This is a genomic window from Methanococcoides alaskense (assembly GCF_027594145.1).
Taxonomy (GTDB): domain Archaea; phylum Halobacteriota; class Methanosarcinia; order Methanosarcinales; family Methanosarcinaceae; genus Methanococcoides; species Methanococcoides alaskense.
Map to the genome: position 1 here is coordinate 240,014 of NZ_JAQFFK010000003.1, position 23,557 is coordinate 263,570.

16 protein-coding genes are annotated in these 23,557 nt (G+C 43.3%); 10 read left to right on the forward strand and 6 right to left on the reverse strand.

From position 1 onward, the window contains the following. The first annotated feature begins 150 nt into the window (after positions 1-150). From PBV53_RS04940 to thiC, 9 genes are all read left to right on the forward strand, one after another. Complete coding sequence (locus tag PBV53_RS04940; protein WP_270096062.1) at positions 151-1,602, forward strand: metallophosphoesterase; 1,452 nt, start codon at positions 151-153, stop codon at positions 1,600-1,602. Next, positions 1,599-4,265, forward strand: a complete 2,667-nt coding sequence (locus tag PBV53_RS04945; protein WP_270096063.1) for an AAA family ATPase — start codon at positions 1,599-1,601, stop codon at positions 4,263-4,265. Before PBV53_RS04940 ends, PBV53_RS04945 begins: the two co-directional genes overlap by 4 nt. Before the next feature lie 68 nt (positions 4,266-4,333). Then, positions 4,334-5,146: a hypothetical protein gene (locus tag PBV53_RS04950; protein WP_270096064.1), complete on the forward strand. Its 813-nt coding sequence runs from the start codon at positions 4,334-4,336 to the stop codon at positions 5,144-5,146. A 19-nt stretch (positions 5,147-5,165) separates the two neighbouring features. After that, positions 5,166-8,690, forward strand: a complete 3,525-nt coding sequence (gene smc, locus PBV53_RS04955) for a chromosome segregation protein SMC (protein ID WP_270096065.1) — start codon at positions 5,166-5,168, stop codon at positions 8,688-8,690. Continuing rightward, positions 8,687-9,529: a segregation/condensation protein A gene (locus PBV53_RS04960; RefSeq protein ID WP_270096066.1), complete on the forward strand. Its 843-nt coding sequence runs from the start codon at positions 8,687-8,689 to the stop codon at positions 9,527-9,529. The genes smc and PBV53_RS04960 overlap by 4 nt, the downstream gene beginning before the upstream one ends. A 16-nt stretch (positions 9,530-9,545) precedes the next feature. Then, the gene (gene scpB / locus PBV53_RS04965; RefSeq protein WP_270096067.1) at positions 9,546-10,649 is read left to right on the forward strand and encodes an SMC-Scp complex subunit ScpB; all 1,104 of its coding nucleotides are present in this window, start codon (positions 9,546-9,548) and stop codon (positions 10,647-10,649) included. Between the two features lie 106 nt (positions 10,650-10,755). Next, on the forward strand, positions 10,756-11,307 hold the full coding sequence (locus PBV53_RS04970) for a TATA-box-binding protein (RefSeq protein WP_270096068.1): 552 nt from the start codon (positions 10,756-10,758) through the stop codon (positions 11,305-11,307). Beyond that, positions 11,308-12,234: an S-layer glycoprotein N-glycosyltransferase AglJ gene (gene aglJ, locus PBV53_RS04975; RefSeq protein ID WP_270096069.1), complete on the forward strand. Its 927-nt coding sequence runs from the start codon at positions 11,308-11,310 to the stop codon at positions 12,232-12,234. 448 nt (positions 12,235-12,682) lie between these two features. Next, positions 12,683-13,966, forward strand: a complete 1,284-nt coding sequence (gene thiC, locus PBV53_RS04980; RefSeq protein ID WP_270096070.1) for a phosphomethylpyrimidine synthase ThiC — start codon at positions 12,683-12,685, stop codon at positions 13,964-13,966. A 519-nt stretch (positions 13,967-14,485) separates the two neighbouring features. On the opposite strand, the gene PBV53_RS04985 is transcribed toward thiC, so the two are convergent. Then, the gene (locus PBV53_RS04985) at positions 14,486-14,761 is read right to left on the reverse strand and encodes a hypothetical protein (RefSeq protein WP_270096071.1); all 276 of its coding nucleotides are present in this window, start codon (positions 14,759-14,761) and stop codon (positions 14,486-14,488) included. 259 nt (positions 14,762-15,020) lie between these two features. Here PBV53_RS04985 and PBV53_RS04990 point away from each other — a divergent pair, with 259 nt between their 5' ends. Further along, on the forward strand, positions 15,021-20,297 hold the full coding sequence (locus PBV53_RS04990) for a VWA domain-containing protein (protein ID WP_270096072.1): 5,277 nt from the start codon (positions 15,021-15,023) through the stop codon (positions 20,295-20,297). A gap of 165 nt (positions 20,298-20,462) precedes the next feature. Here PBV53_RS04990 and PBV53_RS04995 read toward each other — a convergent pair whose 3' ends face one another. The 5 genes from PBV53_RS04995 to PBV53_RS05015 are packed head-to-tail and all read right to left on the reverse strand — an operon-like array spanning position 20,463 to position 23,529. Further along, the gene (locus tag PBV53_RS04995) at positions 20,463-21,200 is read right to left on the reverse strand and encodes a DUF7289 family protein (protein WP_270096073.1); all 738 of its coding nucleotides are present in this window, start codon (positions 21,198-21,200) and stop codon (positions 20,463-20,465) included. Next, positions 21,181-21,627 (reverse strand): DUF7266 family protein, encoded by a 447-nt coding sequence (locus PBV53_RS05000; RefSeq protein WP_270096074.1) that lies wholly within the window; start codon positions 21,625-21,627, stop codon positions 21,181-21,183. Before PBV53_RS05000 ends, PBV53_RS04995 begins: the two co-directional genes overlap by 20 nt. Further along, complete coding sequence (locus PBV53_RS05005) at positions 21,624-22,082, reverse strand: DUF7261 family protein (protein ID WP_270096075.1); 459 nt, start codon at positions 22,080-22,082, stop codon at positions 21,624-21,626. Before PBV53_RS05005 ends, PBV53_RS05000 begins: the two co-directional genes overlap by 4 nt. Continuing rightward, on the reverse strand, positions 22,070-22,585 hold the full coding sequence (locus PBV53_RS05010; RefSeq protein WP_270096076.1) for a DUF7288 family protein: 516 nt from the start codon (positions 22,583-22,585) through the stop codon (positions 22,070-22,072). The genes PBV53_RS05005 and PBV53_RS05010 overlap by 13 nt, the downstream gene beginning before the upstream one ends. Then, a complete protein-coding gene (locus PBV53_RS05015; protein ID WP_270096077.1) occupies positions 22,582-23,529 on the reverse strand; it encodes a DUF7287 family protein in 948 nt (315 codons plus the stop codon). Before PBV53_RS05015 ends, PBV53_RS05010 begins: the two co-directional genes overlap by 4 nt. Positions 23,530-23,557: the final 28 nt, after the last annotated feature.

The window sequence follows — 23,557 nt, forward strand, 5'->3', positions numbered from 1 at the left end:
CAAGAGCTGTTCAAAGGCCACATTCCCCGCTTTCTACTGTTTAATAGGTCTATACTACATTTTAAATTTAACTCCTATCTTATAATAAACAAAGAGGCGCAATGTCACTAAAACAGCAACCTTAAGATACAAAAGAACATACAATGAGGCATGGAGAGGGAGATCAGAATACTGCATACTGGTGACACTCATATTGGTTATCGTCAATATCATAGTGAGGTACGCAGACAGGATTTCATCAATGCCTTTTCCAGTGTGATCGATGATGCCATTGATATGAAAGTGGATGCTGTTGTCCATGCAGGCGATCTTTTCGATTCAAGGAATCCTACCCTGGAGGATATTCTTGATACCATCAAGATCCTTTCCAAATTAAAACGACAGAAAATTCCTTTTCTCTCCATCGTAGGTAATCATGAAAGCAAACAGCACACTCAATGGCTGGACCTTTTCGAGAGTATGGACATTGCATCAAGACTTGGCACTAGGCCATTTCTGATCGACGGTGTTGCTATTTACGGTATCGATAATGTTCCACGATCTAAGATACCCCTTTATGATTATTCCGATTTCACTGCTGAGAATTGCGGGGAGTGGAACCTTCTCGTTATGCATCAGTTAATGGCACCGTTCCCATTTGGGGAATGGGATTGTGAGGATGTGATAAGCTCCCTTCCATTTGATCTTCATGCCATACTTCTGGGTGATTACCACAAGAATGAAAAAACAAAGGTGGGCAGTACATGGGCTACCTATTGTGGAAGTACTGAACGTAATAGTGCATCAGAGAGCGATCCTCGGACCTATAACATCATTACTATCAACGATGATGGTCTCGATATCAGTCGGCGTAATATAGTCACAAGGGATTTTCTTTTCATTCCTGTGGAGCTCAGGGAAAAAGATGCCGCTTACGAACTTATCATTAATACTATCAAAGGCTACGATGTTGCCGGGAAGGTCGTCTTCCTGGATATCTCCGGCAATTCCGATGTATCCATTTCTTATAATGAGATAGAGGACCTCCTTGCAAAACAGGAAGCTCTTGTGACGCGCATACGGGATATGCGGCATGGCGAGGGAGTCTCTGAAGATATGGATGTCGAAGTCTCTTTCTCGGATCCTGAAGAAGCTGTCAAAAGGGAAATAAAGAATATGACGCTTACCAGTGGCGGTATCCTCATCGATGAGGTGGTAAGGGACAGCTCAGTTCCGAAAACAAAGGTAGATCTTGAAACAGAGTCTAAAATAGGTGTTTTGCTATCCACGATCGATTTTTCAGTCCCTGTTTTGAATGTCGGTCTTCGGGACAGCTCTCAGGTAGTGGGTGAGTACGGAAAGGCCGAAATCGATGTGGTGGATAACCATGGCGAAACAATAGCTGAACCGGCTGAAAAGTACGTCCCTGATAATATTTCCGAACAGGTCCCGGAAGTTCAAGATACCAATATGATCACAGCAAGCACGATTGAAACTGTTTCTGATGACGAAACGTTGAAAGACTCTGATGATGATACCCCGGAAGATCCTGAAAAGAAGCCCGTGGAGAAGGGGGATGTGCATGCAAAACCACGTCAGTACAATCTGGGGGATTATCTGTGAAACTTAAAAGAGTACGTGTTGAGAATATCAGGAGTTACAGTGACCTTGATATTAGTTTCAATGATGGTGTTACTGTTGTATCCGGTGTGAACGGCAGTGGTAAATCCAGTTTGCTGGAAGCCTGTTTTACAGGGCTTTTCGGAAGTCGGGCTCTTTCAAAGGATTTCGTAATTTCGGATATTATTCGAAAAGGGGCTACAAAAGCATCAATTGTTGTGGATTTCGAGAATCAGGGGAATGATTACAGTATCGAGCAGGGGTATAAGGTAGATGCAAGGTCCGGCAAGGCATCGAACAACAGGTCTGTTTTCAAGATAAATGATGAAGTGATGGTGGACCAGGCAAATCAGACATATGAAGCTGTAAAGGCACTTCTGAAAATGGATGAGGAAGCCTACACTAACTGTGTATACATCAGGCAGGGAGAAATTGATGTACTCATCAACGCCAAGACAAAAGACCGGCAGCGAATGATCGATGACCTTCTTCAGATAGGCAAGCTTGAAGAATACAGGGAACGTGCAAGCAGTGCAAGGGTTGGTGTTGGGAGGCACCAGAGGGAGGCTGATGCACGTCTTAAGGATAATATTGCTGACATTGAGGTCCTTGAAGGTTCAAAACCTTATCAGGTCCTCAACGGCCTCAGGACCGAAGTGACCGGGATCGAAAAAGCGATTCTGGACCTCGGGTCAAAAAAAGAACGGGCTAAAGAGCTGATCGAATCTATCGGTGACCGTATCGGGAAATATTCTGAGACCTTGGAACAGAAGAAAAAGGCCGATTCTGAGATAAAGGATTTCAAGATCAATATCTCAAAGGAGCATGCCAATATCGAGAGTTCCAGGGCTCAGGTGGACTCAGGGAACAAGGATATTTTGGCCCTTAATAGTTCCAATGTCTCCCTTTTAGTACTGATAGAGGTCGCAGATGGTTCTGATATCGAGGGATGTGTTACTGATCTTGAAAAGCAGGAAATTTCTGCGCGGGATGGGCTTAACGTTGCTGTCAAAAAAAGAGAGCTCGCATTGAACAATGAGGCAGCTCAAAATAATTTCCTCCTGAATCTGAACAAACAACTGAAAAATTCGGTTGGTAGCATACGAACCCGGGAAGAGAAAGTCGTATCTGTAAAAAATGATCTCAAAAAGTGTCTGGGAGACGTCGAACAGATCGGATCGATCATCCAAAATAAGTACGGTGACGCAAAAGAACTCGGTTTTGCGGAAGATAAGCTGGATGGTATTGATGATATTTCTGAACTTTTGAACCTTAAGCAAACACAGCTTCACGGTAAAGAAAAAGAAATATCTACCAAGGTTGCAGAACTTGAGAAAAAGATACAGAAAAGCAAAGACCTTCTTAGCAAGGGGCTTTGTCCTACCTGCGGGCAGGACCTTCAGGGTTCTAAAGTATGCGAAGAGAGCGCTGGGGATGAGGGTCAGAAAACTGAGCTTGTCCATGGGCTGGAACTGATAAGGGCAGACCAGGAAGAGATCAAGGTAAAGGTGGAACGTGTAAGGAATGTGCGGGATATCATTAAAGCGATAGCTGAGGCTGAAAAGCAGTTATTGCTTAAGAAGAGCGAGATCACTTCCATTGAGAAGGGTATAGAGGAGCATCTAAGTTCCATCAAGGAAGAAAATGATAAGGTACTAGATCTTGAAAAACAGATCGATGAATGCAAGCGTTCGATAGCTGAGCTGAAAAGTGGGATGGAGTCTCTTAAAAGTGAGGAGTCCGCTGCACAGGAACTTCATGGGAAGTTATTGCATAAACTGGAGGCAGCAAGGCAGATACGTTCCAATATTCTGAAGGTCCGGGATATACAAAGTAACATCAACCGTCTTCAGGACGGGGTGAAAAACGGACTGGAAAAGATAGAACTGTTCGAGTCGCAGATAAATGAACGTAAGCAACGCATCCTTAAACTTGATGAGGCATTGGGGGACGTTGATCTGAAGAAGCTCCAGGCAGATAGATCTCAGTATGAAAGTGCATATAATGGGATCGTCTCTGAGGTGGAAATGCGGGATAGGCGTAAGGGTGAACTCCACAAGGAGATCGGACGGATCGAAGGGGATATCCAGCGACTGAACGAGCTTAAGCTAAAGCAGAAGATGTTGGTGAACAAGAAGGATTTCCTTGCAGCAGTCTATCGGGATGCAGAGGAACTTGAAACGATGTATCTGCGTCTTCGCGTGGAGCTTCGTGCGAAGAACATTGACGCTCTTGACAGGTTACTGAACGAGATATTCTCTTTTATGTACACAAACAATGCCTATTCTCATATCAGCCTTGATCCGGAATACAATCTGACGATATACGAGAAGGACGGTACGCCTCTTGAACCCAAGTTATTGAGTGGGGGGGAGCGGGCAATATTCAATCTGGTCCTTCGGTGTGCCATATACCGTTTGCTGGCAAACGCACCGGGAAGTACGGGTAGTACCGAGCTGCCGCCACTGATCCTTGATGAGCCTACTGTTTTCCTTGACCGTGGTCACGTCCATCAGTTGATCAAACTTATCGATATGATGAGGAATATTGGGGTTGGTCAGATATTGATAGTATCCCACGATGAGTCATTGATAGATTCAGCAGACCATGTTTTTGTCGTTGAGAAAGACCCTATCACAAATAGCTCTTCAATATCCGGCAAATGACATTTTTCGAAAAAATGCAACCATAAGATATATTATATCTTTTAGCCTATTAAAGCCAGGATAATGGTTTGAACATAAGGGATGGACGACTTGCGAGGGATCTAATGAGCGCCGAGAACAGAGACTTTGTAATAGAGAGGCTTGAGCGGAAGCTAGTTGAAAAGGAAGTAGGTATGGAGGCAATAAGCACTAATCTTCGTGATTCTATCATGAGGGAGCTCCGTAATGACCTCAAGAACGACCTTGATATCAACAATCGGCTCAACAGGATCGAGCAGGACGTAAAGGAACTTTCAAGCAATATAAATGGAATGATGGATGAACTTCTCGACCAGAAATCTCAGTTGAGATCTCTTAGGAAAGATCTTCCAAGATCAGACCTCGGATTTGCAAAGTCTATAACTGATATGGCCTTTGATGTTTCGGCACAAAAACCTCTGGAAGCGGTTCCTGGATCAAAAATTCGTCTTACTGACTCCCTTTTTGGTCAGAGGTCAGTTCCAAAACCCGCAGTTGAGGTGCCAGTTCCTGATCTAAAGGCTCAGGAAGCAAGATCGCCTGTGTCACAGACATCTTCAGGTTCGAACTGGGGCAACCTTATTAATTCTGGCGAGATCAATATGAAAATCCGTGAAATAAAGGTAGAGGAGCCAGTGCAGAGTCCGCAGGATAGTATTCCTTCTGAATACATTGTTGCAAATGATATGAGGTCCCCATTTGAAAGAAGTACTCCTCCAACCCCAAAGAACGATGACTGTGAATATATTGTCGCTGAAGATGGGAAGTCATTGAGCAGGCGTTCTGAGACCGAACTTGAGACTGTGGAAGATCGTGATGGTGAAGATACGGTGATCACAACGACTCGCAGAAGATCTTTATAATCCATTACCGAGGAATGTTGTGTATATTAAGGAACTTGAATTTATAAATTTCAAATCTTTTGGCAAAAAAGTTAAGATACCGTTCTTTGATGATTTTACTACCATTTCCGGTCCGAACGGAAGCGGGAAATCAAATATCATCGATGGTATCCTTTTTGTTCTTGGTCTTTCGAGCTCACGAACATTAAGGGCTGAAAAACTTACTGATCTGATATACAATGGCGACAAGGCAAAAAGGCCGGATTTTGCACAGGTTACTATTAAATTCGATAATACTGACCGTGAGATGCCGGTGGATGCCGATGAGGTTACCATAAGTCGAAAGATCAGGGAGACTGATAATGGCTATTATAGCTACTTCTATTTTAACGGCAAGGCTGTGAGCCTCACTGAGGTCCATAATTATCTTTCAAAGGCAAGAGTGACGCCGGAAGGTTACAATGTTGTCATGCAGGGAGATGTTACCCGCATCATTACAATGACCCCGAACGAGCGGCGTAAGATCATCGATGAGATCGCCGGTGTTGCTGAGTTCGATAACAAGAGGGACAGGGCGCTCAATGAACTTGAGATCGTCAGGGAACGCGTTGAAAGGGCGGATATACTGATCGAGGAAGTGGAAAAACAGCTCGAGAAGCTCAAGGTGGAACGTGATCAGGCGGTCAAGTATCAGGCACTCAAGCAGGAGAAGATGAAGTTCGAGGGTTTCGTACTTCTTTCCAAGCTCAAGGATGCAAAAGTTGAACTTGAGAATGTCGACAAGGATATTTCTTTCAAGAAAGAAGTGCAGGAAAAGCTGCAATTATCTATCGAGGAGAGGAAGGAGAAGCTTGCAGGGATCGAGAAGGAGCTTACTGGGCTCACATCTGAGATACAGAGGATGGGCGAGGACGAGCAGATACAGGTCAAAAAAGACATCGAGGGAATAAAGGGAGAAGTATCCCGATGTGTCAATAGTATCGAGCTTGCAGACAATGAGATCGAAGATATTGATTCCAGACGCAAGAAAGCTTTCCTTGATATCGAGGGAACAAAGAACAAGATCAACGATGTTGATTCTAAGCTTTCTGAAGAATCACTTCGTAAGGACAGTATTCTCTCTGAGATCTCTGAAAGGAAGACCGAGAGAATGATCCTGCAAAGCAGGATATCTGATGTGGATGAGAAGTTCGCACAGACGCGTGATGAGCTTTCAGTATTCAAGTCCGAACTTGAGACCGTGAAGAACGATAAAAGTGAACTTATGCGTCAGGAAGACCGTTTGCTGGATTCGTTGAGGAGGAAGTCTGCTGAGGTAAGGGATATCGAGAACGAGATCACGGATGCCAAGGGTAAATCCGAGTCCTCTGACAGTGATACGAAGTCTGCACAGTATGATATAGAGAAGCTAACGGAGCAGATCAATTCTCATACCCGCGATCTTGATGATCTTGAAAGTAACCGTTTCCAGATCAAGAGCGTTGTTACTGACCTTGATGTCACATTACGCAAACATCAGCAGGACTATGCGTTGCTTGAGGCGCGCGTGCGTGCTGCGGAGGACACAAGTAATTATTCAAAAGCCGTTGACATGATCATTGCCGAGAAGAAGCATCATGGTCTTCCCGGAATATATGGGACCATAGCAGAGCTTGGAAGTGTCGATCAGAAATATGCAAATGCTCTCAGCGTTGCTGCCGGGGGACGTATGCAGGCAGTGGTCGTTGAGACCGATGAGGATGCATCAAGGGCCATCCAGTTCCTGAAACAGCAGCGTGGAGGCCGTGCAACCTTCCTTCCTCTGAGCAAGATGGAATCAAGAAGGCCGTACAAGGACCTTTCTGACAGGAAGGGTGTTGTGGGCTATGCTATCGATCTTATCGATTTTGAGTATAAGTTCGAAGCGGCATTCTGGTATGTCTTCAGAGATACCCTTATTGTGGATACGCTTGAGAACGCACGCCGTCTAATTGGCGGCCTTCGTATGGTAACTCTCGAAGGAGAGGTCATTGAGAAAAGCGGTGCTATGACCGGTGGCTCGATGGGGCGAAATTCCGGACTCTCATTTGCGGCTGCTGAGAAGGATAAATTGTTCAAGATCGCAGAGCAGCTTACCGAATTTGAATCAAGACGCAATACTGCTATCAAGAAACTGGATGCTGTCGAGGGACATATTGCTGATCTCAAGCGTGAGATCCACGAATTTGAAAAAGAGATATCTAAGAAGGAAATGATCTTTGAAGAGATCGGCGGCAGGGCTGAACGTCTTACGCAGCTTATTGAAGCTAAGAACAATGAGCTTGAGCAGATCGAAGGGGAGAGGGCAAAGCTTCGTGAAGAGATGGAACAGGTCGCTTCAAGGAAGGCAGAGATGGAAGGGCGTTCCAAAGAGCTTGAAGCTGAGATCGCTGTCCTTGATGAGAAACTGTCTGATTCTGAAGTTCCTGAGCTTAACAAACAGGCTGATCGTGTCGATGAGGAATTGCGCAGGCTGGATGGGCGTATACGTGATATCGAGGCGGATATCAATGCCCTGAACCTTGATCATGAATATGCTTCCAAGAAGATCGAAGATGATCGTCAGCTTATAAAAGAGATGGAAGAGAAAAAATCCACTCATCGGGAACGTGTTGCCGGGTTCAAGGCCAAGATAGCTGAACTTGAGTTCGATCTCGAGGAAAAGCAAAGGCGTGAGAAGGAACTGACCGAAGAGCTCAGGGATATGCAACAGAAGCGTGCTCTGAAGCAGACCGAATACAATCTGGCCGAGAAGGACTTTGCTTTCGTTCGATCAAAACTCGATGATGCGGACAAGGCGATGATGGTACTGGAAGCTACTCTCAATGCTCTTGTGGACCAGACAAAGGACCTGAAGGAGGAACTTGTGAGGCGTGGTATCGAAGAGGTCGAGGATGTTCCTAATTATGAGACAGTTAGCACAAGGATCGCCTCCATCGAGAAGGCCATGGAACGTCTCGAGCCTGTTAACATGAGAGCCATCGATGAATACGATGAGGTGGATGGAAGGGTCGTGGACCTTAAGACCAGAAGGGCCATTCTCTTTAATGAACGGGAACAGATCCTTTCTCGTATCGATCAGTATGAGACGCTCAAGAAAGATGCTTTCATGGAAACTTTCCATGGTATCAACGAACCTTTCAAGGAGATCTTCCACGAACTTTCTGATGGTTCCGGGGAACTCGTACTTGATGATACTGACGAACCCTTCAATGGTGGACTTACCCTTCGGGCACAGCCAAAGGAGAAGACCCTGCAGCGTCTGGAAGCAATGTCCGGTGGGGAGAAGAGTCTTACTGCACTGGCATTTGTCTTTGCTATCCAGCAGTATCGCCCTGCACCTTTCTACGCATTCGATGAGATCGATATGTTCCTTGATGGTGCGAACGCTGACCGTGTTGCACAGCGTGTTAAAAAAGCAAAGGGTAAGGCACAGTTTATCGTCGTGTCCCTGCGTAAGCCGATGATAGAGGCGGCTGAGCGTACCATTGGTGTGGCCATGCAGGAGAACAATATCACAAGCATTACGGGTGTGAAATTACGTTGAACGATATTCCAGAGGAGCCTGAAGGGATCGATGCAAGTATGGATGAAGCAGGCGCTGGCATCGATGAGGTCGTCAAAATATCCGGTAGTTCCATTGATCCTGAGTTTCTTGAGACCCTTCGCTCCCTCGGTGTCGATGAATCGCAGATAGAGATATCCGATGATGTTCTCTGTGAACCTGTGGAGATATTCGTCACCCTTGCGAAGAACGGGGATATTAATCCCTGGGATATTGATATTGTCGAAGTTACAGATAAGTTTCTGGCATATATAGAAGATCTTAAGATAATGGACCTCAGGATCTCAGGAAGGACACTTCTATATGCATCTATTCTTCTCAGGATGAAATCTATAGGTATCGTTCAGGAAGAAGAGGAAGTGGATGATGATCTCCTGGACGATGACATGGATTTTTATGACATCAAGGAATATCCAGTACCAAAGCTTCCTATACGCCGTACTGCAACCCGGCCGGTCACTCTTCAAGAGCTTATCACTGAGCTTAAGAAGGCGGAAAAGGTCGAGACCAGAAGGAAAGACCGCAGAATACGCCGCCGTCTTGAAGTGTTTGATAGGGTCACTACAGACGATGTGCTCGGGATAGCCCATGAGGAGGATATACGCGGCAGGGTGGACACTCTTTATACTTCTCTGGAAGAGTTGTTTAGAACTAGGGATGAAGTTATGTTCTCGGACCTTGTAGACTGGTCCGGAAGCCGCTCGGAAAGATTGATGACGTATATCTCACTGCTGTTCCTTGCTTCTGAGAAAAAGGTATTGTTGGCACAGGAAGAACTTTTCGGGGAATTATTTGTGCTTCCCCCAGCTGTCATTGAATGATTTGAAGGGGAAATAAATGAGCGATAGAGAGATCATAGAAGCTGTACTTTTTGCGGCTGGTGAAGCTGTTGACACACAGACGCTTGCGAAGGTCCTCAATAGGTCAGCAAGGAATGTCGCACCTGTGATCCGGTCCCTGATGGAAGAGTACTCGACACGCGAGTCCGGAATGGAGATCATAGACCTTGGCGGGCGTTATGTCATGCAGGTCAAACCAAAATATACTGATGTTATAAGTCCCATCGCACCAAAGGAATTGAAAGCGCCTATACTTCGTACGCTTTCCATGGTTGCTTATCATCAACCCGTTGTCCAGTCGGAGCTCGTTGATATGAGGGGCAATTCCGTTTATGATCATATTCGGGAACTTAAGGACAGGGGCTTCATTGAAGCAGTGCCTCATGGGAGGACCAAACTTCTTCAAACGACTCCGCTATTTGCAGATTATTTCGGTCTTGATAGGAATGAACCGGAATCGATCAAGAAAAAGATCGTTGAACTCTCACGCCAGCAAAGCGGTAAGGAAGGTCTTGATAGGTGGCTGGGACGCAAGTTCATTGGTTTTACTCCGATGTACAGGTCCCTTGTGGACCTTTGTGGTATAAAGGACTACAGGACGATCAATGCCTATGATCCTACTGAAGAAGAACTGGATGAGCTTGCTGATGTTTATAAGCTTGTAATAACAAAAGGTTACGTCGAGAAAGTAACAAATAATTATGACGGTGAGATAATTGAGGTACGGTCTACCACTTTTGATGATCTCCTCGATGCCATAAAGTTACTTGAGAACGTGGCTGATCCAGAAAGGGTGAAAGAAAGCATCGAACTCATTACGGAACTGAGGGAGAGGTATGTGTCAAAGGCACTTGTGATCAGTAAGAAGGTCAGGCCAGCAACAGATATGATCGCCCGGATCGTTAGTGATCTGCGCCTTGGTATTTCAGCAGAAGGGGTAGTTATAGCACCTGACTATGGTACATCAAGCGAAGGTACGAACGTTACCGAAGGGGCTGATATTCTGGTCCCTACTCATTCATCTGTCGAGGGCGATCTCATTGAGAGGGTGTGCAAAAAATATGATGCTATCATCGATGGATTGAAGAAGCTCGAAGACTGACTTTTCATTGATATAGTTTTTAAATGGATATATAAAGGAAAGGGTATAAGTATATATACTGTATTTGCGAATATACCTATCCTTATAATACTGAAGGTCAAAGAACATGTCGGAACATAATATCAAAATAGAAAACGTGGTCGCATCAACTAAACTTGCTGAAGAGTTCGACCTCATAAAGATCGAAGCGGAATTCGAGGGTGCGGAATACAACAAGCAGAAATTCCCTGGGCTTGTTTATCGTGTTACTGACCCAAAGGCCGCATTCCTTGTATTCACATCCGGTAAGGTCGTATGTACCGGTGCTAAGAACGTTGCTGACGTACACATAGTCATTGGCAATATGGCAAAGAAGCTCAACGGTATCGGCATGGAAACTATTGTAGATCCTGAGATCACTGTACAGAACATTGTTGCTTCAGCTGACCTTAAGGCTACTCTCAATCTCAATGCAATTGCTATAGGGCTCGGGCTTGAGAATATCGAGTATGAACCTGAACAGTTCCCCGGACTTGTTTACAGGATCGCTGATCCGAAAGTCGTAGTACTCATTTTCAGCTCCGGTAAACTTGTGGTCACAGGTGGAAAATCACCTGAGAACTGTGAGCAAGGAGTTGAGGTTGTAAGGCAGCAGCTTGACAACATGGGACTTCTGTAAATGAGTATTCCTGCCTCACTGGACAAAAACGATGTTTGCATCCTCATTCCCACATTGAATGAGGAAGCTACCATTGTACAGCTTATCAAGGATTTCCGATCCGAAGGGTTTGAGAATATTCTTGTTATAGATGGCCATAGTTCCGACAATACTCGACAGCTTGCTGAAGAGATCGGTGCAAAGGTGATCGTTCAGGAAGGTAGGGGTAAAGGGCAGGCTGTTCAGGAAGCATTTAAGCTGATCGAAGAGCCTTACACCGTCATGATAGATGGTGACGGAACTTATCTTGCCAGTGATGTTCATGCTTTGCTCCAGCCTATCCTCGATGGCCGCGCTGATCAGACCCTCGGGAACAGGATGGCCAATTTTGAACCCGGTGCTTTTACAAGATTGAATCTTGCAGGGAATCGGGTACTCAACAAGCTTTTCGGGTTTGCATATGGTATCTGGCTGGAAGATATACTGACAGGATATCGCGGGTTCACACGTCATGTGATAAAGAACCTTTCTCTGACCGAAATGGGATTTGAGATCGAGACCGAGATAACGGTCGAGAGTGTTAAGCACGAGATGAAGGTCGAGGTTGTTCCCATCACTTATGTGGCAAGGCATTCCTCTGCGGATACAAAGCTCAATCCGTTAAGAGATGGGTTGAAGATCGGTAAGACCATAATCAGAATGGCAAGATTGCATAATCCGATGTTCTACTTTGGAATATTAGGTACCGGATTAATACTTTCGGGTATTGCTGTTGGTCTTTATGTGGTAAACGAGTGGATGAACGGGGTAACTCGCATTCCGATGACCATTTTAACGGCATTGCTTATCCTTTCTGGAATTCAGATGTTCATTTTCGGAATGTTGAGCGATCTTATAGTTTCTCTCCACAGGGAAACAATGCGCATGCTCAGAAAAAGAGATGAGTGAAATTGATTCACTTATTTTTCACGTTACTATAATACTATGATCTATTATCCTTTGATCATACTTCTATTGTTTTTTTGTTCTTCTTCTATTATCCCTATCATGCTTTGGCAATGTCCGGTCGGATGTGCTAAAATCTCCAATATGTTATCTATATGAAATTTTTACCAAAATCAAGTAATCTTACTTTATATCTATTCAAGAAAACTTGAGTTTGTGGAGTTTTATACAATTGTAATAATATTACTTTAGTTAAAATCGTCTACTTCAAACGGTATGTGAAGACGCTTTTATTTTTGAAATCTTTTGATATTTGGACCTAGGTGCCTTAGTATAATTGAGATCGATCATTTGATATTCAACTTTACTTGATTGGTTCTCAAGTTCATTTTGTGACAATACTTAAATAAAATACCTTCTTTTTTGGGATAACTAATCACGAGGTTTAATCATGTCAATTGTAACTGAGGCCAAAGCTGGTAAAATTACGGACGTAATGAAAGAAGTCGCAAAGAATGAAGGTTTAGATCCTGAATACATTATGCGCGGAATCGCTGCAGGTAGGATCGTAATCCCAACCTCCCCATACAGGGACGTTAAGCTCTGTGGTATCGGCGAAGGTCTTACAACAAAGGTAAATGCATCCATTGGTGCATCCTCAGACATCATCGATGAGGACATGGAAGTCGCAAAAGCAAAGGCTGCAGAAGCTGCAGGTGCTGACACCCTTATGGAGCTTGGAACAGGTGGAGATTTCCTTAGTATCAGAAAGAAGGTATGTGACGCTATTTCCCTCTCCGTTGGTTCAGTCCCACTCTACCAGGCTTTCATTGGCGCTGCAAAGAGAGACGGTTCTATCATCCACATGACAGAAGATGATCTGTGGAACGCAACTGAGCAGCAGGCAAAGCTCGGTACCAACTTCATGGCTATCCACACCGGTATCAACAACATCGTTCTCGACAGGCTCAAAGCACACGGTCGCTATGGTGGTATCTGTTCACGTGGCGGTGCTTTCATGACCACATGGATGCTTCACAACGAGAAGGAAAACCCACTTTACGCTGACTTCGACTACCTTTGTGAGATCCTTAAAGAGCACGACGTTGTTCTCTCCACAGGTAACGGAATGCGCGCAGGTGCTATCCACGATGCTACCGACAGGGCACAGGTACAGGAGCTCATCATCAACTCAGAATGTGCACAGAAAGCACACGACAAGTATGACCTTCAGGTAATTGTAGAAGGCCCAGGTCACGTACCACTCGATGAAGTAGAGATGAACGTCAAACTCATGAAGTCCATGAGCGGACACAAGCCATTCTATATGCTCGGTCCACTTGTAACAGATATCTCTCCAGGAAGAGACCACATCGTAACAGCTATCGGTGCAGCAACATCCGCATCACACGGCTGTGACTTCCTCTGCTACGTAACTCCTGCAGAGCACCTTGCACTTCCAAACATCGATGATGTTATTGAGGGTGTCCAGACATCCAAGATCGCAGCACACGTTGGTGACATGGTCAAACTCGGAAAGAGGGATCAGGACCTTGCAATGGGCAGGGCACGCAGAGACCTTGACTGGAAGAAGATGTTCAGTCTTGCACTCGACCCAGAACTCGCAAGAAAGATTAGAACCGAGAGATCCTCAGCAGATGAAGATGCATGCACAATGTGCGGTGACTTCTGTGCTGTGAAGATCGTCAACCAGAACTACAATCTCGCAAAGTAATGCCATTGGCATTACTTTTAACTTCTTTTTTTGAATTATTTTTTGTCCTGTGATCTTTCATATTATTTTTAGAATTAAACCCCATTATTTCTGATAATAATTAGACGTAGCAACGCCAGTAGGATGGAGTGACGTCTAGTAGGATGGAGTGACGTCTAGTAGGATGGAGTGACGTCTAGTAGGATGGAGTGACGTCTAGTAGGATGGAGTGACGGCTAGTGAGGTGGAGTGGCAGCTAGTTGGTGGAGTGACAGCCAGTAGGATGGAGTGACGTCTAGTAGGATGGAGTTACGGCTAGTGAGGTGGAGTGGCAGCTAGTTGGTGGAGTGACAGCCAGTAGGATTGAGTGCCTACTAGTAGGACGAAGCAAAATTCAGTAGAATAGGGGGTAGTTAGTAGACACAGCAACAGCTAGTAAGGTCCTGTCTAATCAATCATAAAAATAAGATATTATTCACCACTCTGGTGTAGAATGGTGCAATAAATATTTTCAATTATCTTTTGTCTCACACTAATAGATCAGTATGTTGTCTTTGTTACGTACGAAAGGTCAAGTTTTGATACATTCGACTTCTGAACTATAAGGATCGATGACCCATAGTCAGGATTTTCATATTTGAAGCTCAACCAAGTAACATCGTCTTCTTCCACTTGGCTGCAATCTGTAATGTTATCATACCAAATGATAGAGGATGATGCACCGTCAAGCAAATAGATATAACCTGACAGTTCCTGTCCCTCTGGAACATTCTTTATCATTTCAAGAATTGAATTAATCATTTTAGTAACACCCATTTTAACAACCCCTACACATATAAAATGATTTTGGTAAAAATCTATATTGAATACGGTATCGGAATTAAGTTTTTTCCAAATCAAACTATTATATAAATAAATCCGCAAAATAATGAGATCATGCACATAAATGATCTAAAAATTGCAACGTTTGATCGATCTGCAATATGGTTGTTTTAAATTCTCTTATTATTATTCACCATACTTATATACTTTTAATATCCATTTAAATCTTGGTGCATAATTCAGGGTAGATCACATGAGAACATCAGCAAAGTTAGCGAGTATTCTAGTTCTATTATTTTTATTCACAACTCCTGCAATAGCCGTAACATTGGAGCTTTCAGCTAGTGATACTTCGGCACAAGTAGGAGAGAACGTATCATTAACTGCCCTTCTCATGAACGGGACGCTACCTCTTAACAACACCTCGGTTAATTTTTCGACCAATCTAGGAACCCTCAGTTCTCTTTCTTCCACAACGAACGATTCCGGGTTTGCCATTGTTTCCATCAATTCTACAATTTCCGGCAACTTGGTCGTAAATGCTAGTTCGGGCACTGAAACGAACACAACCCTCGTCTCATTTTTGCCTGGTCCGGTAACGGATATTATCTTCGACATCAACAACACTGATCCGGTAGCAGGGGATGAGGTCGATGTGAATGTAACTGCTCGTGATCAGTATGGCAACATCAACAACACTCCAACTATCAACATCTATCTTACAATGGAGGACGTACTCTCTGAACCACATAACGAGAACATTGCCCTATCTGAAGTGATGGGTAACATGTTCGAAATATCCATTGACCATAACAACATGACCTCTGTCAAATCGGTTGAAGGTACAGGGCTTTTATTGCGAATAAATTCCACTCTTGCAGGAACACTCTCAATAGGATCAGATCTAGTGGGGATTACGAACAATACATCTGTAGTTTATGCACCATCCAGCCCTTACTCAATGGAAGCACTTTATGATCGTGAATATCTCGTCAATACAACTTCTGATATCGTTGTAAGTTTATATGACCGTTACGATAATCCAATCGAAGGGGCTACTTTAACGTTCAACTTAACATCTCCTGCAGACACCATATACAACAGTCCGATAACATATGGCTCAGCATGGCTCTCCTCTTCAGTAGAGATCACACCTGTGGATGGTACTGCGACTGTATCTTTCAGAACAGACAAACGTGCCGGGGGAAATATAGTCAATGTAGATGCACTAAATACCTCTCTATTCCTCAGGCTCAGCATAACTGGTACTTCGGACATTGCAACTGCCCTCACACTCTCAGCAACGCCTTCATCCTGTTATGCAAACAATGAAGATTCTTACCGACTTTCTGCACAGGTCATAGACCAGTTCTCGAATCCTTTACTTCCGGGAAATTTCCAGATAAAGGACCGGGTACTGTTCGAATCAAATTCCGGGTCCACGTTGATCCCGTTGAATGGCTATGGGGTCGGAACCACTGTAGTTGGTCCAACTCCCTATGTAGAAAACATAACGGTCACAGCAACGTATAAGAACGAGACCGGTTCCACAGATATCAATGCATCAAAAGAGCTTTCATTCACAGAAGGGCCTCTCTCAATCTTTAATTTTTATGCAAATCCAGATAAAGTACTTTTACAGAACATTTCTGGAAACCATAATTCAAGTGTCATATTGATAGCATTTGATGCATGGGGGCACACTCTGCAGGATGTGAATATAAGCCTTAACAACACAGCTCCTTCCATGGGTACTCTTTCAATGGATGGGTATCAAGGAACTAATGTAATAAACGCCACAACTGACCAATATGGGCGAGTGAATGCACTCTTCACAAGTTCGAACATCGTGGACAATTGTACCCTTATCGCAACAAGTGGTGTCATAAACGATAGTATGTCAATAGAGATCAAGGATGAGCCATTCCTCAGTGCCTATATCGATGCAGAACCTTATATCGTAAACTCTGGTGATATTGTAAACGTCACAACGATCATTACAGTAGAAGGAGAACTGCCTATAAGCAGATCGGCTGCAACATCAATGCTTGTCCTTGACCGGTCTGGAAGTATGGACCCCGATTATTACGCAGGCACCCCCCTTGACGTAATTCTTGTTCTGGATCGTTCTGGAAGTATGGAATACCTTGGAACCACACCGGAGCAACCACTTACAGATGCCAAGTCAGCAGCAAAGGTATTCATGGAGAATCTGGTCTCGAATGCAGAAGTGGGTGTTGTCTCTTTTGCAACCTATAGTGCCGTAGATCAACAGCCATTACCCCTTAATCTTTCTGGCAACAAAGATCTGCTGCACAATGCAATCGATTCCATGGATGCAAGTGGTTATACTGCAATGGGGGATGGTATGGTAAAGGCTAATGCCCTTCTTATCAATGGTCGCCCGGGTGCCAAAAAAATAATGATAGTCCTTACGGATGGAGTGACAAATAGAGGATCTGATCCAGAAAGTGCAATAAGTACTGCAAATTTAAACAACATCAGGATATACACCATAGGTCTTGGAAGTTCTGAATTAATCGATGAGACGCTGTTGGAACACATTGCATCTGAAACCGGTGGTAGCTATTACAACGCTCCAAGCAGTTCTGAACTGCAAACAGTTTACAATGCCATTGCAAAAGAGATCAGTGATTTCGATGTAACAGAGATCGATTATGGCGCTGAAGGATTCACTCCATACAGTTATGCTTTTGAAGATGAGCTTACTTTGACATTTTCGCATGCGCCATATATACTAAAATATGATGTATGGGACATTGATAATCTCGATGAAAACTGTGGCGTTTATGTTAATGGAAATTATGTCTTCGAGATACCTGTTACCGGAGGTGAAAAATGGTCTACCTTTGAGCATGACATCTCTTCAGAGGTCCTGAACGGTACGAACACTATCATTATTGAAGATCCGATGAATTCTCCCAATTCTATCAGAAATCTAGGAGTGTTTGCAGATGGGATCCTTTTAGCATCCAAACCCTCAGAAACAACATACACAAGTGCTGAGCCATATGTGATCAATTTCAACACTTCATACTATGGGTATGAAAATGTATTTCAGGTAAATGAGGAGGTCAATGATCTCAAGGTAATGGCAAGTTGGGCTTTCATTGATAATGATCTGGATGTCAGATTAACATCACCATCCGGCATATCTTATGGGAAAATGGAATCTACCTCCGGATACTTCACGGATGAAAGGTCCTCTGTAGATATCAATGTGAGAGATGCTGAATTTGATACTTACATAACCTCCTTAAATCCGGATACTAATTATGAGGCATCAACTTCACTATTTGTTACCAGCGATCTGAACGATACAGGCGATCAAGCAGCTTCTATGATGAAATGGAGACTTCCTTCAGCTCCCACACACAATACAACAATAAGATGTGTAAAGCTTTACTTGACGGGTATGGATGAGCCTGATATTGGATGGGATGCAGGAACTGATTCCAGAACGATCACGGTCTATGACCTTTTGACACCCTACTCAAGTCCCACATGGGACAATAACGCAACATCACAAATATGGGTGTCCGGTTCCTTTAGTAATTCCGATTACGAAAATTCATATGCGATCGATGCACTTTCATTATCCTCCTCCGTGTCAGGGGATGTCGTTGAATTCAATATTACTGATTCAATGTGGGGTTCAGACAGGGTTCCAGAATGGGATGACGAATGTAGCCTTGTACTCGTAGGAAGCAATTATGGTGGAACTGATGCCAATCCGAGCGTTGACCGTTTTGCATCATCCGATACCAACGCAAACGACCATACCAGATACCTCAACGGATGGAAACCTTTGGTGGTCGTGGAATATTCGATCACAAAGGACACTTCCGAATTTGTATGGGTGCAGCCTACCTCTTATGATTATCCGGATCTAGATATGGTCGAAACCGGTAACTGGACCGTACAGGTCAGTAGTTATTCCGCAGATGGACCGTTCACACTCAACACTTTTATAGACAAAAAGAGTGCAACACAAATTGCATCAAGAGCCTTCATATCAAGCTTTGATGAGAATCGCGGTGATCTTTCAGGACTTGTTCTTTACAGTGATAATAACGTAGTAACTTCGGATAATCAATCCAGCTATCTGCGCAATAGCAGTGAATGGGTCAGTTATTTCACACCGGAAACGGATGCATCTCACAGTTTTGAGCTCTTCTGGAATGATAGTTCCACTCTCGATATGGCATTGTATGAAGGAACTAAACTTCTGGCATCTTCAACCGGATCCAATCCTAAGGTGTTGAATTCATCATTACTCATAGGAAATGATTATTATCTGATTGTTAACAAAACAGCAGGGAATGAGGACGACACATTCTTCACGATCAATGCAACGAACAACGATGCACCCTATTTGCCTATGGAGTTGAATTGGAAGGAATGGAGAGCTACAGTCACTTCTTCATTGGCATATAATTCGTTTGATCATCTTGAAAATTCAATAGATACGATCACTGCTGATGGAATGACTGCAATCGATGAAGGTCTTTACGCAGCCAACAATGAGCTTTCAGCAATTAACGGCAATTCAACAGTTGTCCTTATGACCGATGGTCTGGATAATGCAGGACATCACTCGTTGATAGAAGAAGCCCTCCGCGCAAAAGAACACAATACAACTATATACACCGTTGGTCTTGGCAACAATGAAGGTGAGGTCGATCCCATCCTTTATGAGATCGCGAATATGACTGGTGGGGAATATTACTTTGCGCCGAATTCCACTGTATTAGAAGATATCTTTGTAGGCATTGCATCAGATATTGCAAATTTCACTGCATCAGGTCCCACACTTTCAATACACATACCTAATAATTACATAAAGGGATTGTCTGTAGCTACAGCAACTTACATACCAAATAGTACAAATTCCACGTTTGGGAATGCGACCAACTATTCTATTCCAATGGCTCCTCCACAAGGCAATGCAGAACCAACTATCAGTACTGAAGGAAGTAGGTCGGAATTACTTTGGGATCTCCCATCCATGATCCCTGGGCAGAAATGGGGAGTATGGTACCAGCTCAAGGTCCAAGGTGCGGGTTCAGTTCCTTTGATATTACCTACCTCATCGTTAAGCTATACCGATGTCAATGAAACAACCATTGATATTAATATCAATTATGAAGGCGAAACCGGTATTTCCGGATTTGGGGCTGATGTTGATTATGTCTCTCTTGGAAGTATCTCAATTGTCCCGGAATCTCCAACTGTGCTTATTGATGAAGATGCGATATTGAACCTGAAAGCTTTTTATTCTGATGGGAATCCGGCTATTGTCAACATGCAGATATATTCAAGCATCGGCGCGTTCAATGAAACTGAAAATCCAATGAACATAACTGTCAGTGGGTCTGATCAAATAAACCTTATGAGCACGAGGGCAGGCACTGCAAACATCAAAGCCATAGGAAGCAATGGAAACAATTCAGTCTCTGATGATACTGTGGTGTACATAAGGCCAAAAGGTGTAATAACGCTTTCATGAAAACGTTATTACTTCTTTTTGATAATACGACTGGTTCATGCCATCATCATCTCGGTAGATATTTCACTGAAAAGAATATCATCTAATAATAGATGGCAATTTTAAAAAAGGATGAGGATGTGGCCTTAAATAACCACATCACTTCTATTCCTGCTATACTCATATTCAAGTAATTATGGTGTCAACTATGTTGTAACCTATTATCAGGAATGTATCGTTCTTGTATGCTTCAAGATAGGTGGTATTTACGGTAGATGTTGTAAATCCTATGTCTTCAAAGTGATCTCTCCATACATATGCATAGTCACTATTCATGACCATAGTTACATCAACGGGCACATCTGTTCTTGTCAGAACTGTGTCATTGTGTTCCATCTTCAAAGTGATCACAGAACTTCCTGATGAGCCGCCATTACCATTAACCTGCACGAGACCAATAGTGGTTATGTTATCGCCTCCAATAACCGTTGAGTATATCCGGGGGTCAGAAAGCATGATCTTCGACCCGGTGTCATATTGTGCCATTACAGCACCGTTCTCATAAGCTAAGGACTGTTCCTCTTTTATGTATTCTATCTTTCCTATGGGATAATGTGTACTCGTTCCATTGTAAGATATTTCCATGGAAGGTGTATCATCGATCCACATTCCTGCCGAATGAAGCTTGAGGTTCATGTTCTTAACAGGTGTCTGGTCAAAAGAGACCATTTTCATATCACTTTGCATAACAATGAAACTTTGTTCAGCCCCTTGAAAGATGCTTGAATCCATGTTCGATTGTAATATAGGATAGCCCGTTACATAAATGAAACTCATTCCTATTACAACCACACCAAACAGGAGTATGAATCCTACTGTTTCAGATACGGCTTTATCTCCTCTATCATTGTCTTGTTGAATCATAACTGATCCTATGCTCCATTTCACCACTCAAGGCAGTTCCATTAATTGGGACCGTACTCGCGATCCCGCTGATCGTTACATCTACTTTCCTTTGAGATGATTGGGATTCCACTTCAATTAGCTGGTCTGTAGTGGCCACGTCTGCATTTATTGTATAATATTCATTTCCAATGGTCGTCGGTATCATGTACTTTGTATCGATCCTGCCATTTTCCGGTGCGACAAGGTACATATCGGTGAGGGTGGTGCTCATCATATTCCCTATGTCACTGAATCCCTCTTCGATCACAATATCACTTTGTCTTTCCAGCAAAACATCGTTCACACTAAAATGGATGGCTACGAAGAACATTATGAATATGGATGAATATAACAGATAACCGGTTGTAGAAGATACTCCTTTTTCATTTTTGAAAAATAATCTCATACACTGACCTCCACTATCTCTGGTTCTGAAGAATAGAATGTATTTCCATCATTATAGCTGATGTTCAGCCAGATAATATCACCAAAAGCTGATGTTGAATCGTTCGTCGTGATGTTCGATACGCTTATAGCAACCGTTTGGCCATGTGAAGCATACAGCAAACTTGTCTGGCGACTAAAATCTTCAATAATAGAAGTAGTGATATCTGGAATTGTCTGATTGGATGACTGGTTTATCTGATGTGCAATATGAACTGCCTGGGATGTAGCCTCTCTTGACTGGGATACAAGATCCCTGATATCATCTTTTGGAAATTCGAGGGCATTGTTAGATGAGTGATAACCGGTAACTGCCGCATTGTTCATTAGGGTTACCAGGAAGACCAGAGCAATAGCTACCACAAGACCTGAGAGCAGGATCCACTGTCCCTGATCATTTTCAATTATACGTGCCATGCAGTTAACCTCACTTCTACTACTTTGAGTTCATCATCGGCTACCACCCATGTTCCGCCATAAGAATTCACAGTTGAATTGCTCAACGTCACAAGTCGGTTCGCAGTGATCGAATTTTCTGTTGGGGCGCCATTAAATACAGTGTTTTTCACTACTACACTGTTATTTTCCACATAAGCAAATTCAACATTATACATGAGATCCGGCAACATTATTGCCAATTGCTTATCAAGTGCCACAAGTTGATCTTTTCCGTAAGATGCTTCTGTGCTCGTGTTCCAGCTGGCAACGCATTCCGTCAGGTTATTCTCAATTGTAGTATCAGGAGTTACATCGAGTATCACAAGCGCATCATTTATTTTCTGCTTCATCTGCACTTCAAGGAAATTATCCGTCTGAGGGGTGATCACCACTGAACTTTGTGCAACAGCCAGTACTGTTATAGTGATCAGAACTGCTGCCATAAGACCTTCGAGGGTGTATAGTTGTGCTTTATCGTTCATTTCCAGACCTTCACCATCATTTGTGCCAGTTCATAGAACGGTTCTTTGCTAGCTGTGTATTCCACTGCTGGTCCTGGTACAAAGGTAACATTATCGAATTCAATTTTCACGAGGCTCGAATTTTCAAAAGTCATTGGATAAATTTCCAGACGAAGCGTATTTTCGCTCATAATAGGGGATGAATAGTTTTCAAAGCCATTGCTACTGTTTTTAAGATAAACAACATAATCAGCTGAGTTGCTCAATAGAGTTCCATCCATGTATATATTCTCGAAACTTGAATTTGGCGAAGTCGTTGTAAAGTTACTGATGTCAATTACCATCTTGCCTTTTTGTGACCCGTTTATAGATAGTGTTGTAGTGTTCGCAGTTCCATTGGAATAAATGGAATGGGCATCATACTCGACAAATGTGCCTGTTTCCACTAATGCAAGACGCTCTATCTTGAATACATCTACAGAATCTGTATTTATCTCTCCCCTGACAAATAAAGTATCATTCAATAAAATGGGTTTACCGTCCTGATTGAGGGAGATGTTGTAGCCGTATCTGATATGTTTTCCATTAATATTATCATAAAGGCCTAATTTCGTTACTACGGTGTCTTCATCCAGCTGCATGAACTTCAATGATTTGTTCATACTCAGAAGATTTATCGTATCCGTCAGTCGGGTTTTCGGAATAGTATCTACTGCAAGCCCTATTCTTGTTGAGCTGGATAAATGATCTTCCCAATCCGTACCCTTTTTGATGCTGTTGTCCCACCAGCCCGGATCTTCACTTAGGACCGTAGCAGTACGATATGCAGTAAAAGCAATGCCAGTCTCATCGGTAGAATCAGAAATGAACAAACCCGGTACAAATTGCATCGTAAAAATAAATGCAACTAAAAATAAACCCATTCCAAGGAGGAAATCAAAAGCAACTTGACCGCGATCATCCATTCTTATCACTCTACATTTGTATATATTT

Coding starts and splice junctions, on each gene's coding strand:
- PBV53_RS04940 (WP_270096062.1), top strand. CDS start 151: ATGGAGAGGGAGATCAGAATACTGCATACTGGTGACACTCATATTGGT.
- scpB (WP_270096067.1), top strand. CDS start 9,546: ATGAGCGATAGAGAGATCATAGAAGCTGTACTTTTTGCGGCTGGTGAA.
- PBV53_RS04970 (WP_270096068.1), top strand. CDS start 10,756: ATGTCGGAACATAATATCAAAATAGAAAACGTGGTCGCATCAACTAAA.
- aglJ (WP_270096069.1), top strand. CDS start 11,308: ATGAGTATTCCTGCCTCACTGGACAAAAACGATGTTTGCATCCTCATT.
- thiC (WP_270096070.1), top strand. CDS start 12,683: ATGTCAATTGTAACTGAGGCCAAAGCTGGTAAAATTACGGACGTAATG.
- PBV53_RS04985 (WP_270096071.1), bottom strand. CDS start 14,761: ATGGGTGTTACTAAAATGATTAATTCAATTCTTGAAATGATAAAGAAT.
- PBV53_RS04990 (WP_270096072.1), top strand. CDS start 15,021: ATGAGAACATCAGCAAAGTTAGCGAGTATTCTAGTTCTATTATTTTTA.
- PBV53_RS04995 (WP_270096073.1), bottom strand. CDS start 21,200: ATGATTCAACAAGACAATGATAGAGGAGATAAAGCCGTATCTGAAACA.
- PBV53_RS05000 (WP_270096074.1), bottom strand. CDS start 21,627: ATGAGATTATTTTTCAAAAATGAAAAAGGAGTATCTTCTACAACCGGT.
- PBV53_RS05005 (WP_270096075.1), bottom strand. CDS start 22,082: ATGGCACGTATAATTGAAAATGATCAGGGACAGTGGATCCTGCTCTCA.
- PBV53_RS05010 (WP_270096076.1), bottom strand. CDS start 22,585: ATGAACGATAAAGCACAACTATACACCCTCGAAGGTCTTATGGCAGCA.
- PBV53_RS05015 (WP_270096077.1), bottom strand. CDS start 23,529: ATGGATGATCGCGGTCAAGTTGCTTTTGATTTCCTCCTTGGAATGGGT.